The sequence below is a fragment of the Phycicoccus sp. 3266 genome (assembly GCF_031456495.1).
Lineage (GTDB): Bacteria > Actinomycetota > Actinomycetes > Actinomycetales > Dermatophilaceae > Pedococcus.
On sequence record NZ_JAVDUW010000003.1, the window covers coordinates 548533 to 560504 of the forward strand.

Consider the following 11972-nt stretch of genomic DNA (forward strand, 5'->3'; position numbering starts at 1 on the left):
ACGAGGCGGCTGTCACCGCCTGTCGGAGCCTGCGTCGACGGCGGCCCACTCGCGTGCCCAGGCGCGGCCGCGGAGGTGCTCCAGGCCCTGGTGGAGTGTCGCGAGCCCCAGGGTCAGGACCGCGAGTGCCGCCAGCCAGCTGCTCACGCCCACGAGGGTCCCGGTCGCTGCGGCCCGCAAGGGTGACAACGGCAGCGGCGCCGGCCAGCCGGCCGCGTCGAGCCAGATCCGGACCCGGGCACCGGCACGCAGGCCGTGGTCCGCCGGCACGAGGCCGTCACGCGTCACCCCACTGGCCAGGTGCCACCTGGCGGGTGTGCGCGCCGACGCCGCCACGAGCTCCCCGGAGGCGTCGACGGCGACCGGCGGCGAGTCCTGCAGGAGGACGGCGGTCACCGAGTGGCCGGTGGCGCGCTGGCGGGCGGCGTCGGCGGCGAGGTTTCGCCCGACGGCGAGCCCGAGCCCGACGAGGAGCGGGACCAGCAGGACCACGAGCAGGAGCGACCCGAGGAGGGCTCCTGCCTCGAGCCGGTCACTGCGGCGCACGAGGCCGCCGGACGGCGACCACAGCGTGTGCCACTGCGCCACCACGTGCCTGGCCGGGCGGCAACCGTCGTCCGCGCCCCGTGACGTGCCCTGCCGGTGGGACGCAGAAGGCGGCTCCGCCGAGGAGGCCGGCCGTCCGCCCGTCCCGTCGTCGAAGGTCACCCGGCCCACCCCCGCTCAGGCCGGGCTGACGGACTGGGCCGCCGGCGTGATGAGGCCGTAGTGGCCGTCGTAACGGTGGTAGAGGACGCAACCGCGCCGACCGGTGGTCGCGTCACGGAAGAAGCAGAACGGCATACCGCTGAGGTTCAGCCGCTCCACCGCCTGGGCGGTGGTCAGGCGTGGAGCCGGGTTGGGGCTCACCGTGACCCCGAGGTGCGCGGCGACGGCGACTCCGTGTGGAGGCCGGCGGGCATAGGCGAGGCGCAGCCCCGTCGGACCGCCGCGGTAGACCACGCAGTCGATGCCGGTGCAGGCCTCCTCGAAGAGGTGGAAGTCGTAGTCGAGCAGCTCCAGCTCGGCCACGGCCTCGTCCACGGTCCGCCGGGCGATGCTGAACGTCTTGTGCCGCACGACCTCGCGCTCGGCCTCGGCGCGCGGGTACCAGGTGTGGCGGCGCGTCGGCTCGGAGTCGTGCTGCCACTCGTGGGCCGCGTAGGAGGGCTCGTGACCCCGTCGCGCCTCCCAGTGCCTGGCCGCGCGCTGGACCAGGCCGCGCAGGCGTGCGTCGAGCAGGTCGACCGCCTCGTGCGCGCTCACCGCCTCGACCTGGGCCCGCACCATCCGGCCGTCGAGGTCGAGGTTGGCCTGGGCAACGATCGGCCGGCTCACAGCCGGGTCCCCGTGACGGGACAACCGCACCCAGGCGGAGGTGACCGGGACGTGGGTGTGCCTGCAGATGCGCGCGACCTTGGTCCGCAGCAGCTCGGCGAGGTCCGGCTCGTCGACGCCGCTGATCGTCACGCGCACGTCCTGCGGGGTCAGGGACTGGGTCACCTGCACGGTGTCACCTCTGGGATCGTGGATGGAGTCATCCCCGTTCGTACGCCTCGTGGGTCCGGACGCGCAGGGTCGAACGTCCCTGCCACGAACAGGGGGCCGGACGGAGCCTGACCGCATGAACCCGTTCCACACGTCGGTCGACCTCTTCCGCGACCGCGCCGACGCGGGCCGGCGACTCGCGGCACTCGTGACGGACCTGCGCCGTGCCGACGTCGTGGTCCTCGGCCTGCCGCGTGGCGGCGTCCCGGTGGCGCTCGAGGTCGCGAGGACGCTCGGGGCCCCGCTCGACGTGGTGGTCGCCCACAAGCTCGGGGCGCCCCTCCAGCCGGAGCTCGCGATGGGCGCCGTCGGGGAGGGCGGTGTCGTGGTGGTCGACGAGCGCACGGTCCGCGCCTGCCGGGTGACGCCGGACGAGCTGGCGGCTGCCGAGGCGGCCGAGGAGCAGGAGGTGGCGCGTCGCGCGACCCGCTTCCGGGCGGGGCGGGAGCCGGTCCCCCTCGCCGGCCGGACCGCCGTGGTCGTCGACGACGGGGTCGCGACGGGAGCGACGGCGCGCGCGGCGTGCCTGGCCGCCCGCGCCCGTGGGGCCGGCCGAGTGGTCCTGGCCGTGCCGGTCTGCGCGGCTGACTCCGCGGCCGCCCTGCGCCAGGTGTGCGACTCGGTGCGCTGCGTGCTGCGACCGAGGCACCTGCGCTCGGTGGGCGAGTGGTACGAGCAGTTCCCCCAGGTCAGCGACGACGAGGTGCTGGCAGTCCTCCGCGCCGCCCGTCACGGAGGTCGGGACGTGCGCGCCGCGGACGAGGCACCGGGCGGGCAGGAGGCGGGCGCCCAGGGGGCGTCGCCCGGGGCCGGACCGCACGCCGAGGTCTAGGGCGCGTCGAGGTCCGGGCTGTTGTCGCGGGCGGCTCCCCTCAGGGGGAGCCTGGTCCACCGGGCTCAGGAAGCCTCTGGGCTCAGGAAGAAGCCTTTGGGCTCAGGAAGCCTTGTGGACCGGTAGGAGCACGTAGTCCGGCCCGCACGGCAGAGCCGGCGGCCGGTGCCGGGTCGTCGGGGCGGTCGGCGCCTGGTGCGGGCGACCCGGTGCCGGGGCCGCCTGGCCCGCGGCACCCCGGTCCGCGGCACCCCGGTCCGCGACAGCGCGGCTCGGGGACCCAGCGGCCTGCGACTCCCCCGTCGGGGGACGGCGCAGCTGCTCGACCAGGGACTCCACCTCGCGGAGGACCGCTGCGAGGCGGCGAGCGGGCTCGTCCTGCAGCAGCGGCGCCAGTGCGGCGAGGCGGACCCGGATCCCCTCCAGGCGGTCGACCGGGTCCGCTCCCCTGCCGGTCCCCTGCCCCGCGGCCGTGGCAGTGCCCGGGCCGGGAGGCGGGACGGGCGCCGGGTGCCCCGGCCGGCGCGACCCTTTCGTCGTGACGGCCGAGGCGTGGGGCGGGGTGGTGCGCGTGGGGTTCATGCCCGGTCCTCCAGCTGGTGCAGGGCCATGGTGACCGTGGCGAACGCCCGTGCGTGGGACGGGACGATGCGCTCGCGCGTGGCGATCCGCAGCAGGGCACGAGCGCGCCGAAGGACGCGGTCGTCGTCGACGTCCCGGAGCAGCACCGCCGCAGCGGGGCCGGGTGCCCAGGACGGCTCCATGACGTGCCGCAGCAGGTGGATCACCACCCCTTGCGGGGACCTGAGCTCGAGGCCCACGCCCCCCGCTGCGGCGGGGACGGGAAGGGTCGGAAGGGGTTGCCGGGTGGGGAGCACTACGCCTCCAGGAGGACCGGTGACACGAAGACCGGACGGGGGGTTCCGCACGGTGAGCCCTGCAGCCCGTGGTGGGGCGGGACCCCGGCCGGCTGGCTGGCCGACCGGGACCCCGTCTGCCGGGAATCGCGACTCCCGACACCGACGGCACCCCCGGTGCCCCGCCCCGGCCAGGGCGGTGACCGCGGCTCCCCGCGGTCCGGCACCGGATCCTCCGTCGGTAACGCCCTCGTGACCGGGAGCGCACGACCATTGCGCCGGAATCCTCCCGGTCGCCCGTAGGGACCTTGGTCCCGTGTGTTTCCGACCGGTCACCTCCGATGGGGCGCACACGAGTTCCGTCCCGCCCACCGGGGTGGGCACGCGCTCGGGTATGCCGGGTGCCACCCCCTCGCGCGCGGGTGCCCATCCGCCGGGACCTTGGCCCCTGCGGGTCCCCGTACCGGCTCGGCCACGCTGGACCCGACGAAGGAGGCCGCCCATGTCGAGCACCCCCACGGTGCCACCGGGAAGCGTCGTCGTCGGGGTCGACGCCGACCACCCGCCGGCTGAGGTCCTGGACGCGGCGGCGGAGCTGGCCCGGCGCACCGGCAGGCGGCTCCACCTGGTCAACGCGACCGGCCCCGGTGTCGTGCCGTGGTCGCCGGACCGGCTCGAGCCCCAGGCCCGTCGTCTCGAGGAGGTCCGCGCGGGCCTCCAGGAGCAGGTCCCCCGGGAGGTCACCGCGGAGACGGTCGTCGACGGCGCGGCATCCGCCCTCGTCGCTGCGAGCCTCGACGCCTATCGCGTGGTCCTGGGTGCCGGTCGGCTCCGCCCCCTCACGGCGGCCGTGCTGGGGGCGACGACCCACCAGGTGGCCGCCCACGCACGCTGCCCGGTGCTCGTCGTCCCGCGGGACACTCCACCGCCCTCGCGGGGGCTCGTGGTCGTCGGGGTCGACCCCGACCCGCACGCGGAGCCGGCCCTGGAGGCGGCGTTCACCGAGGCGTCGGAGCGGGGGGTCCCCCTCGTCGCGGTCCACGCCTGGTGGTGGGAGCCTCCGGACCCCCTGGCCACGGAGCCGGAGTGGGCCGGTGACTGGGGCGAGCTGGCCGATGCCCAGCACGTCGTCCTGTCGGAGATGCTCGGCGGGTGGCGCGAGCGCTACCCCGATGTCGAGGTGCGCCCGCGGCTCGTACGCGGCCAGGCCGTACCGGTCCTGTGCGACGAGGCCCGCGAGGCCCAGCTGCTCGTGGTCGGGAGCCGCGGACGCGGCGGCTTCACCGGCCTGCTGCTGGGCTCGGTGGGCACGCGGCTGCTCCACCTGGCACCCTGCCCGCTGCTCGTGGTCCCCTCCACCGGCAGGGACGACGAGCACGGGTCCGACGACGGGCAGCCCGGGAGCTGATTCCCGAGCGCGGCTGGCGCCGAGCGCAGCACCCCACGGCCCAGCGCGCAGCAGATCAGGCGCGGACGTCCTCCACTGGAACGTCCGGGGGCACGACCACCACCGGGCAGCCCGCGTGCTCCAGCGCCGACCGGGTCACCCGCCCGAGGGGCAGGCCCGGGAACGGGCCCGTGCCACCGCGGCCGACCACGAGCACGCTCGCTCCCCACGACAGGCCCTCGAGCGCGCGCTCGGCCCGGGTGTCGAGGACCTCGGTCCGCACCGACAGCCCCGGTGCGAGTCTGTGGGCCAGCTCGGCCGCGCGCTCGACCGACCGGCCGGCGTGGTCCTGGACGTCGCGGACGACCGTGGCCAGGGCGCCCGAGCGGTCCGGGACGGGTCGGGGCACCCGGCTCAGGCTGCCCGCGTCGGCCGACCAGCCGCAGGCGAGCACCAGCGGGGAACCCGCGCGACGGGCCACGTCCACCGCGCAGGACACGGTGGACGGCACGGGGTCGCCTACCCTGACCCCCACCACGACGGGGTCCAGCCGCGGCGTGTCGACACGGCCCCGCACGACCACGACCGGACACGCGGCCCGCGAGGCCGTGATGAGGGACGTGGAGGACTCCGAGGCGGGCAGCGCGATGCGTCCGCGGCACCCGACCACGACGAGCTGGGCCGTGTGCGACTGGTCCACGAGCACGCCGCCGGGCTGGCCACGGCGGACCACGCCACCGCGGGTCACGCCGGGCTGGCAGGACTCCGCGAGCGCCACGGCCTCGGACATCGCCTCGTGGCCGTCCCCGAGCCGCAGGGGTGCCAGCCGGGTGGCGGTCCGGCGCACGCCGGGCACACCCGGGTCGTCGGCGGCGACGACCACGCGCAGCCCGGTCCCCCGAGCCGCCGCCTCGTGCGCCGCCCACCGCACGGCCCGTCGGCTGGCGGCCGAGCCGTCGTAGCCCACGACGACCGGCGCCGGAACAGCCTCGTCGACGGTGCTCCCGCTGCGCATGCCCCCACGATCCCTGCGGCGCGCCACCGGCGCCCGGGTCGTTGGTCCCTGCCGGCGTCGGCGTCCCGGGGGACCTTGTGCCCTCGGCCGGTGCCGCCGTGCCGCCCAGCATGGTCAGGGCAGGCACAGCTCTCGGGAGGCAGTGATGGTCACGGTGTGGGTCGTGTACGAGTCGATGTTCGGCAACACCAGGGCGGTGGCCGGCGCGGTGGCCGAGGGGCTGCGGGACTGGGCCTGGGTCGAGCAGTACCCCGTCGACGCCGTGCCGCCCGACCTCATCGGCGTGGACCTGCTCGTGGTGGGTGGCCCGACGCACGCGTTCGGGCTGAGCCGGCCCTCGACCCGGGCCGACGCCCAGCGCCAGCTCGGCGACGGGGAGCTCGTCAGCAACCGCGGCATACGCGAGTGGCTGGAGTCGCTCGCGGACGAGCGGCACACCCCGCCCTTCGCCTTCTTCGACACGCGGGTCAACCGTCCGCGGGTCCCCGGCTCGGCAGCACGGCGTGCGGCGGCCCTGGTCCGGCGCCAGCACGGCAGCGTGGCGACGCGCCCCGTCTCGTTCTGGGTGACGGGTACCCAGGGCCCTCTGGTCGACAGCGAGCTCGACCGGGCACGGACCTGGGGCCGGTCGCTCAGCACCGTCGTCGGACCCGGTCTGGGCAGGCCTGTGGGCTGAGCGGGGTGTCGCCCACCGCTGCGGTGGGTACGGCCCCGGCATGACGATGCGAGCACCCCTGCCGGACGCCACCCCCACGACCGTCGGCACCGCCCCTCCCCTCGTTCGCGCCCTGCAGCGGCTCGAGTCGTGGGACGGTGCCGACCCCATCGCGGGCCTCCTCGGCTCGCTCTCCGGTCCGCTGGGCCGCGAGCCGCAGCGCGGCCTGCTGCTCGGCCGGGGCTCGGGGCACGCCGTCCACCCCGTGCTCACCGACCTGGCGATCGGGTTCTGGACCTCCTCCGCCAGCCTCGACCTGCTGCGCCGTGGCCGTTCCGACGACGCGAGTCGCGCCCTCGTGGGCTGGGGCGTGCTCAGCGCCCTGCCGACGGCCGTGACCGGCCTGGCCGAGTGGCGCGAGACGAGCGACCCGGAGCGGCGGGTGGGCGCCGTCCACGCGACCGCCAACGCCGCCGCGACCGCCCTGTATGCCGTGTCGTGGGGACTGCGCCGCAGTGGGCGCCAGAAGGCGGGTGTGGCCACCGGCCTCGCGGCCACGTCGGTCGCGACCGTCGGTGCCTACCTCGGCGGCCACCTCGCGACCGCGCGCAAGGTCGGCAGCCGCGACGCGGCATACGAGGTCGACGGGGTCGGGCCGCAGCTGAGGCGCCCGACGGCACCCTGACACCGCCCGACTTCACCCCATGGTCACCCGTTCGGACCATTTCCGGCCCGAGGTCGGCCGACCTGCGGCGCGTCCGCGGAACGTCGGTGCTCCACCGTCCTAGCGTCGATGTCCGTGAGCACACGAACTCTGCACCGCGGCCAGGGCCACCACCCTCGGGTCCTGCGCGGCGCTCGGGGATGGATCTGGGTCTGCGACTGTGGCAGCGCGTCGTGCCGCACCCCTGACCGTCCCCCGCTGCCGTGGCGGACCGCCCTCGTGGGCGCCCTGCTGCACTCGGGCACCATCACCTCCTGACGGCGGGCACTCCCGACCGGCCGGCCCCCGGCCCCGGTCGTCCTCCCGTCCTCCCTTCGGTGGTTGGCAGATCGTCCCGCGTCCTGCATTGTTCGAGGTCCACCGCGATCCAGGAGGCAGCTCGATGAAGGTCGGCATTCCCCGCGAGGTCAAGAACAACGAGTTCCGCGTGGCCATCACGCCCTCGGGGGTCCATGAGCTCGTGCGGCACGGGCACGAGGTGTACGTCGAGCAGGAGGCCGGGGTCGGCTCCTCGATCCTCGACGAGGACTACGTCGCCGCCGGCGCCACGATCCTCGACACCGCGGACAAGGTCTGGGAGACCGGCGACCTCGTCCTCAAGGTGAAGGAGCCGATCGAGCAGGAGTACGCGCGGATGCGCGAGGGGCAGACGCTCTTCACCTACCTCCACCTCGCCGCCGACAAGCCGCTCACCGAGGAGCTGCTGCGCCGCAAGGTCACCGGCATCGCCTACGAGACCGTCGAGCTGCCCGACCGCACCCTCCCCCTGCTGGCGCCGATGTCCGAGGTCGCGGGCCGCCTCGCACCGCAGGTCGGCGCGCACACCCTCATGCGGGCCCAGGGCGGCCGTGGCGTCCTCATGGGCGGCGTCAGCGGCGTCTACGCCGCCAAGGTCGTCGTCATCGGCGCCGGCGTCTCCGGCATGAACGCCGCCGCCATCGCGCTCGGCATGCAGGCCGAGGTGCTGCTGCTCGACCGCGACATCGCCAAGCTGCGCCACGCCGACTTCGTCTACCAGGGCCACTGCCAGACGGTCGCCTCCAACACGTACGAGATCGAGCGCGCCATCAGCGACGCCGACCTGGTCATCGGCGCCGTGCTCGTGCCGGGCGCCAAGGCACCGAAGCTCGTCACCAACGAGCAGGTCTCCCGGATGAAGCCGGGCTCGGTCCTCGTCGACATCTCGATCGACCAGGGCGGCTGCTTCGAGGACTCGCGCCCCACGACGCACGACGACCCGACGTACGAGGTGCACAGCTCGGTCTTCTACTGCGTGGCCAACATGCCCGGCGCCGTGCCGCACACCAGCACCTACGCCCTCACCAACGTGACCCTCCCGTATGCCGTGGAGCTGGCGAACCGGGGCTGGCGCGACGCCCTGCGCGACAACCACCCGCTGGCGCTCGGCCTGAACACCCACGACGGCGCGGTCACGAACGGCCCGGTCGGGGACGCCCACGGCCTCGAGTCCGTCGAGCTGGAGACGATCCTCGGCAAGGCCTGACTGCCCTGAGCAGCACCCACCCGCGCTGCCCGGCGGGTGTCGGTGACCGCGGTTAGCCTCGGTCCGTGCTGCTCGCCGACGTCGTCGCCGCCTCCGCCGCCGCTGCCGCCACCCGGTCGCGGCTGGCCAAGACCGCTGCGGTCGCGGACGCGCTGCGCGCGGCCGGCCCGCAGGAGGCCGGCACCGTCGCCGCCTACCTCTCCGGTGTCCTGCCGCAGCGACGGGTGGGCGTCAGCTGGCGCGGCCTGACCGACCTGCCCGAGCCCGCGGCCGAGGCGACGGCGACGGTCGGCGAGGTCGACGCCGCCCTCAGCAGCCTGGCGTCCGTGTCGGGCAGCGGCTCCGCGGCCCGGCGCCGAGCTGCCGTGGCCGAGCTGTTCGGCCGCCTCACCGCCGCCGAGCAGGAGTACCTCCGCGCGCTCATCACCGGTCAGGTCCGTCAGGGCGCCCTCGACGGCGTCATGCTCCAGGCCATCGCCTCGGCCGCCGAGGTGCCCGAGGCCGCCGTGCGCCGCGCCACCATGCTCGCCGGGTATGCCGCGCCGGTCGCCGTCGCGGCGCTGTCCGGCGGCGTGCCGGCGCTCGAGGAGATCGGCCTGGAAGTCGGGCGCCCGGTGCGGCCGATGCTGGCGGCGTCGGCCCCCGACGTCGACGCGGGGTGGGAGCAGGTCGCCGGTGCGGACGGGTGCGCGTTCGTCGACGGCAAGCTCGACGGCATACGGCTGCAGGCGCACAAGGACGGCGACGACGTGCGGCTGTTCACCCGCTCGCTCGACGACATCACCGACCGGCTGCCCGAGGTGGTCGAGGTGGTGCGGGCCCTGCCCGCCGCGCGCGTCGTCGTCGACGGTGAGGCCATCGCCCTGGACGAGCGGGGCCGTCCGCGACCGTTCCAGGAGACGGCGTCGCGCACGATGAGCAGCACGAGCGTGGAGACGCTGAGGGCGCAGGTCCCGGTGTCGTCGTACTTCTTCGACCTGCTCCACGTCGACGGGGAGGACCTGCTCGACCTTCCGGCCACCCAGCGGCTCGAACGGCTGGCCGGCCTCGTGCCGCCCGGGACGCTGGTGCCGCGGGTGCTGGCGGCGTCCGACGAGGAGGCTCGGGAGTTCTTCACCCGCCTCGTCTCCGAGGGCCACGAGGGTGTCGTGCTCAAGTCGCCCGACGCCCCCTACGCCGCCGGCCGGCGCGGCGCCGGCTGGGTCAAGGTCAAGCCGCGGCACACGCTCGACCTCGTCGTGCTGGCGGTCGAGTGGGGCAGCGGCCGGCGCAAGGGCTGGCTCTCCAACATCCACCTCGGCGCCCGCGACCCGGAGACCGGCGGCTTCGTCATGCTCGGCAAGACGTTCAAGGGCATGACCGACGAGATGCTGCAGTGGCAGACGGAGCGCTTCACCGAGCTGGCCACCGACGGCACCGACGGCTGGGTCGTGCCGGTGCGGCCCGAGCAGGTCGTCGAGATCGCGTTCGACGGCATCCAGACCTCCTCGCGCTACCCCGGCGGCATGGCGCTGCGGTTCGCCCGGGTCCTGCGGTACCGCGACGACAAGACGGCCGAGGAGGCCGACACCGTCGACACGGTCCGTGCCCTGCGCGGCTGAGCCCTCCCGTACCCACGGCTGGACCCGCCGTGCCCGACGGCCACTCCCACAGGTGATTCGACATTGCATAGGTTCCCTATGTAAAGTGGTTGGCGTGAGCAACCAAGACGACCCCGGCAACGACGTGCTGCGTGCCGCAGCGCGGTTGACGCGGTGGGCGTCGCGGTACGCCTCGTTCGAGATCCCGGTCGCCCAGGCCCGGCTGCTGTCCCTGCTCGACGAGTGGGGTCCGTGCCGGGTCAGCGAGCTGGCCGAGATCGACCACAGCAGCCAGCCCACCACCACCGCCGGGGTCCACCGCCTCGAGGCGCAGGGCTGGGCGCGGCGCGACCCGGACCCCTCCGACGCGCGCGCCACGCTGGTCTCGATCACGCCGGCCGGCCACGAGGCACTGGCCGAGGTGCGCCGGGCCCGGGCCGCAGTCCTCGCCCCGACCCTCGGCGCGCTCGACGAGGTCGAGCTCGCCCGCCTGCGCGACGCCGTCGTCGTGCTCGAGGACCTGCTGGCCCGCGCGGCCACCCCGCACCACTCCCCCGCCCCCACCCGAGAGGAAGCCTGACCCCGTCATGTGGCGTCAACCCAAGACAGTCTGGTCCGTGGCCTTCGCCTGCGTCATCGCGTTCATGGGCATCGGCCTCGTCGACCCCATCCTCAAGCCCATCGCCGACGACCTCGGCGCGAGCGCGTCCCAGGTCTCGCTGCTCTTCACGAGCTACATGGCCGTCATGGGCGTCGCCATGCTCGGCACCGGCTGGGTCTCCAGCCGCGCGGGTGCCAAGCGCACGCTCCTCATCGGGCTGCTCATCATCATCGTCGGCGCCGGCCTCGCCGGGGCGCAGGACAGCGTCAACGGCATCGTGGCCTTCCGCGCCGTCTGGGGCCTGGGCAACGCCCTGTTCATCGCGACGGCCCTCGCCACCATCGTCAACGCGGCTCGCGGCTCCGTGGGCCAGGCGATCATCCTCTACGAGGCCGCGCTCGGCGTCGGCATCGCGACCGGACCCCTCCTCGGCGGCTGGCTGGGCGGCCACTCGTGGCGCTGGCCCTTCTGGGGCGTCTCCGGCCTCATGCTCATCGCCCTGGTCGCCATCCTCGCGACGCTCCCGCCGACGCCGGCCCCGGCGAAGCGCAGCAGCATCAGCGCCCCGCTGCGCGCCCTCGGCCACCGTGGCCTCCTGACCGTCGGCATCACCGCACTGCTCTACAACTTCGGCTTCTTCACCCTGCTGGCGTGGACGCCGTTCCCGCTGGCGATGGGCGCCCACCAGGTCGGCCTCATCTTCTTCGGCTGGGGCGTGCTGCTCGCCTTCACCTCGGTCTTCGTCGCCCCCCGGCTGCAGCGCCGCTTCGGCACCGTGCCCGGCGTGGTCGGCGCGCTGCTCGGCTTCGCCCTCGTGCTGGCCGGCATGGCCCTCGGGACCGAGCACAAGCCCGTGCTGGTCGTCGGCGTCATCCTCGCCGGCGCGTTCCTCGGCGTGAACAACACGCTCATCACCGAGACGGTCATGAAGGTGTCGCCGGTCGAGCGCGGCGTCGCGTCCGCGGCCTACAGCTTCGTGCGGTTCGGCGGCGGCGCCGTCGCCCCCTGGCTCGCCGGAAAGATCGGCGAGCGGGCGGCCAACGTCCCGTTCTGGATCGGCGCCGGGGCCGTGGTCCTCGCGGTCCTCGTGCTGCTGACCGCCCTGCCCTACCTCAGGGTCGTCGACGCGCAGCCCGGCCACGGTGCCGAGCCTGTAGACAGCCCGCTCGAGGCGGAGGCCGTCACCGTCGGCGACAGCTGAGCCGACCTGCCACATCGGGCACGGCGCCA

Annotated in this window: 14 protein-coding genes; 9 read left to right on the forward strand and 5 right to left on the reverse strand. The window is 75.1% G+C overall.

Features of this window, described 5'->3' with window-relative positions; genetic code table 11:
* Positions 1-12: 12 nt before the first annotated feature.
* Both J2X64_RS17030 and J2X64_RS17035 read right to left on the reverse strand, forming a co-directional pair.
* A complete protein-coding gene (locus J2X64_RS17030) occupies positions 13-588 on the reverse strand; it encodes a hypothetical protein (RefSeq protein WP_310157033.1) in 576 nt (191 codons plus the stop codon).
* Between the two features lie 135 nt (positions 589-723).
* The gene (locus J2X64_RS17035) at positions 724-1548 is read right to left on the reverse strand and encodes a sigma 54 modulation/S30EA ribosomal C-terminal domain-containing protein (RefSeq protein ID WP_310157035.1); all 825 of its coding nucleotides are present in this window, start codon (positions 1546-1548) and stop codon (positions 724-726) included.
* A gap of 115 nt (positions 1549-1663) precedes the next feature.
* On the opposite strand from J2X64_RS17035, the gene J2X64_RS17040 reads away from it, so the two are divergent.
* The gene (locus tag J2X64_RS17040; protein ID WP_310157037.1) at positions 1664-2419 is read left to right on the forward strand and encodes a phosphoribosyltransferase family protein; all 756 of its coding nucleotides are present in this window, start codon (positions 1664-1666) and stop codon (positions 2417-2419) included.
* 102 nt (positions 2420-2521) lie between these two features.
* On the opposite strand, the gene J2X64_RS17045 is transcribed toward J2X64_RS17040, so the two are convergent.
* The gene (locus J2X64_RS17045) at positions 2522-3001 is read right to left on the reverse strand and encodes a hypothetical protein (RefSeq protein WP_310157038.1); all 480 of its coding nucleotides are present in this window, start codon (positions 2999-3001) and stop codon (positions 2522-2524) included.
* A complete protein-coding gene (locus J2X64_RS17050) occupies positions 2998-3207 on the reverse strand; it encodes a hypothetical protein (RefSeq protein WP_310157039.1) in 210 nt (69 codons plus the stop codon). Before J2X64_RS17050 ends, J2X64_RS17045 begins: the two co-directional genes overlap by 4 nt.
* A gap of 571 nt (positions 3208-3778) precedes the next feature.
* Here J2X64_RS17050 and J2X64_RS17055 point away from each other — a divergent pair.
* Positions 3779-4684, forward strand: coding sequence for a universal stress protein (locus tag J2X64_RS17055; protein ID WP_310157041.1), 906 nt, complete (start codon positions 3779-3781; stop codon positions 4682-4684).
* Positions 4685-4739: 55 nt separating this feature from the next.
* Here the strand turns inward: J2X64_RS17055 and J2X64_RS17060 are convergent, their stop codons facing one another.
* Entirely contained in the window at positions 4740-5678 is a 939-nt protein-coding gene (locus J2X64_RS17060) for a universal stress protein (RefSeq protein ID WP_310157043.1), read from the reverse strand.
* A 145-nt stretch (positions 5679-5823) separates the two neighbouring features.
* Here J2X64_RS17060 and J2X64_RS17065 point away from each other — a divergent pair, with 145 nt between their 5' ends.
* From J2X64_RS17065 to J2X64_RS17095, 7 genes are all read left to right on the forward strand, one after another.
* On the forward strand, positions 5824-6354 hold the full coding sequence (locus tag J2X64_RS17065) for a flavodoxin/nitric oxide synthase (protein WP_310157046.1): 531 nt from the start codon (positions 5824-5826) through the stop codon (positions 6352-6354).
* 40 nt (positions 6355-6394) lie between these two features.
* Entirely contained in the window at positions 6395-7018 is a 624-nt protein-coding gene (locus tag J2X64_RS17070; RefSeq protein WP_310157048.1) for a DUF2231 domain-containing protein, read from the forward strand.
* Positions 7019-7132: 114 nt separating this feature from the next.
* On the forward strand, positions 7133-7315 hold the full coding sequence (locus J2X64_RS17075; protein ID WP_310157050.1) for a hypothetical protein: 183 nt from the start codon (positions 7133-7135) through the stop codon (positions 7313-7315).
* A gap of 124 nt (positions 7316-7439) precedes the next feature.
* Positions 7440-8561 carry an alanine dehydrogenase gene (ald, locus tag J2X64_RS17080; RefSeq protein WP_310157055.1) on the forward strand — a complete coding sequence of 374 codons (1122 nt, stop codon included), beginning with the start codon at positions 7440-7442 and terminating at the stop codon, positions 8559-8561.
* 65 nt (positions 8562-8626) lie between these two features.
* Positions 8627-10162 (forward strand): ATP-dependent DNA ligase, encoded by a 1536-nt coding sequence (locus J2X64_RS17085; protein WP_310157057.1) that lies wholly within the window; start codon positions 8627-8629, stop codon positions 10160-10162.
* Positions 10163-10256: 94 nt separating this feature from the next.
* Entirely contained in the window at positions 10257-10721 is a 465-nt protein-coding gene (locus J2X64_RS17090; RefSeq protein ID WP_310157061.1) for a MarR family transcriptional regulator, read from the forward strand.
* Between the two features lie 7 nt (positions 10722-10728).
* The gene (locus J2X64_RS17095; protein ID WP_397444075.1) at positions 10729-11943 is read left to right on the forward strand and encodes an MFS transporter; all 1215 of its coding nucleotides are present in this window, start codon (positions 10729-10731) and stop codon (positions 11941-11943) included.
* Positions 11944-11972: the final 29 nt, after the last annotated feature.

Bases quoted from the DNA above. Each gene is read 5' to 3' on its own strand.
- J2X64_RS17040 (WP_310157037.1), top strand. From the start codon at position 1,664: ATGAACCCGTTCCACACGTCGGTCGACCTCTTCCGCGACCGCGCCGAC.
- J2X64_RS17045 (WP_310157038.1), bottom strand. From the start codon at position 3,001: ATGAACCCCACGCGCACCACCCCGCCCCACGCCTCGGCCGTCACGACG.
- J2X64_RS17055 (WP_310157041.1), top strand. From the start codon at position 3,779: ATGTCGAGCACCCCCACGGTGCCACCGGGAAGCGTCGTCGTCGGGGTC.
- J2X64_RS17060 (WP_310157043.1), bottom strand. From the start codon at position 5,678: ATGCGCAGCGGGAGCACCGTCGACGAGGCTGTTCCGGCGCCGGTCGTC.
- J2X64_RS17065 (WP_310157046.1), top strand. From the start codon at position 5,824: ATGGTCACGGTGTGGGTCGTGTACGAGTCGATGTTCGGCAACACCAGG.
- J2X64_RS17070 (WP_310157048.1), top strand. From the start codon at position 6,395: ATGACGATGCGAGCACCCCTGCCGGACGCCACCCCCACGACCGTCGGC.
- ald (WP_310157055.1), top strand. From the start codon at position 7,440: ATGAAGGTCGGCATTCCCCGCGAGGTCAAGAACAACGAGTTCCGCGTG.
- J2X64_RS17095 (WP_397444075.1), top strand. From the start codon at position 10,729: ATGTGGCGTCAACCCAAGACAGTCTGGTCCGTGGCCTTCGCCTGCGTC.